1 protein-coding gene and 1 tRNA gene are annotated in these 1,713 nt (G+C 43.1%); both read right to left on the reverse strand.

Annotated features, from left to right (window positions below; genetic code table 11):
- Positions 1–196: 196 nt before the first annotated feature.
- A complete protein-coding gene (locus VZ95_RS24680; RefSeq protein WP_156995480.1) occupies positions 197–1,348 on the reverse strand; it encodes a hypothetical protein in 1,152 nt (383 codons plus the stop codon).
- A 165-nt stretch (positions 1,349–1,513) separates the two neighbouring features.
- Positions 1,514–1,588 (reverse strand) — tRNA-Val (locus tag VZ95_RS20430).
- Positions 1,589–1,713 lie beyond the last annotated feature (125 nt).

Here is a 1,713-nt window from a genome sequence, read left to right on the forward strand (position 1 = left end):
GTTTCCGGGATGAGTTTGTCGCCCGAGAATTCAGGCGGATTGCTGGACAGCGATATAGGTTTCGACATAGGCACGTCTCCTCTGAGTGCCTAGTCATTTACACTTCCCCAATCAGCGATTTAACTTGTGCATATATCTATGCACATACCGGGCTCCCGATGCAGCTGGTATGAAGCAGCACGTATAATCATGGAAATCACGCCAACTCCGGCATTCTGATAAAAAAATAAGGAAGATTTTCGTCATAATTAATCGCTTCCAGACCAATTTTAGTTGGTGCGGAAGCTAGTAACCCGCTGGAAAGGTGGCAAATTTTCTCAAAATTTTGATATACTAAATTTATAAAATTTGTCGTCCTTATGTCTTCATTTTTGCAAAAATAGGGAGCAGACCCTGGCCATAACTCTTTTTCTATTAAAACAATAGCAGATAGTATTGGAGATATCATGAATGCTCTAGAGGTAACGCCCTTGATATAGCGCTCCCCTTTTCTGTATACAATGGCTTTACCAGACGCCAATCCTCTTGTTTTAATAAATTGCCCCATTAGATAATCATATTCTTTGATATCTTTTTTTGTTTTTATTGCGTCAATCGGGAATTCAGAACTATGCCCTGATAATTTTGGGAATAATAATAATGTTTTTAAAGTTGCATTTCTAACTGATTTTCGTTTATTTCCGTTTAAAAATGACATTACTCCTGTGTAGTTATTTTTTCCCATAATAGATACCCCAGCGCATCCGACAGAAAATAGCATAAACCAATTTTCACTGAGGGATTTATATTCAATAAAATCCCAACTCTTACATCTAGATATTTCATTCATCCCACCAAGAGAAATAATTTTCCTCAATAATATCGAGCGAATTGATATCAATTCTTCTTTCGGAAGGTCTGAAAAAATTCGAGTCAGTCTATTTTCTCGCCTACCTTTACGAAGTGTCCTGGAAATGGCGTCAAAATATCTGGCGCACAACAGTAATAAGAAGCGATTTCGATTGCGTACCGCTCGTCCAATGGCATCGGAAGGAGTGCCCCGATCTTTGCGAGGAGTAGTGCCAAGAGCCGACCAAAGCTCTTGAGAGATCGATAAATTTTTACTTGCGATTAATACATTCCTCTCCGTTATCTCTCGTATTTCCGAAAATTCTGGATGGTTTTCATCAAAATATAAATTCTGCGCATATTCCGCTGCTTTTATTCTAAAGCTAGACTCGATTGATCTAAAGCCAACAATCAGTGTGGACACAGTTGTCAGCGCCATAATCAACTTCTCAGCCGGGTCGAGCTTGGCAGGGTCAATGCGCTCTGGCAGATCCCCAAGTATGATGGTTTTGCGGCTCATGCTGCTTGCCCCCGTCCAACGATCACGCTGAACATCAGGCTGCCATCAGATAGGAGGGTTGTCAGCAATTTCGACGAGCCAGTAGCTAATCAGTAGCTAGATCCGAAACCCGGCCGCTTGCCGTTTTCCGGTCCACCTATAAGTCTCTGATTTTATTTCAGAAAATGGTGGGCGCGACAGGGATTGAACCTGTGACCCCTACGATGTCAACGTAGTGCTCTCCCGCTGAGCTACGCGCCCCCTAATCGGGTCGGCCTATTGGGCCGTTCGGGAGGCGCAGAATAGCTTTTTTTTCAAAGGGCTTGCAAGCGCAAAATACTCTGCCGTCCGGGGAATTCGAACCAAATCGCGACGATCCCGCCCCG

The sequence above is a fragment of the Elstera litoralis genome (assembly GCF_000963705.1).
Classification (GTDB): Bacteria; Pseudomonadota; Alphaproteobacteria; order Elsterales; family Elsteraceae; genus Elstera; species Elstera litoralis.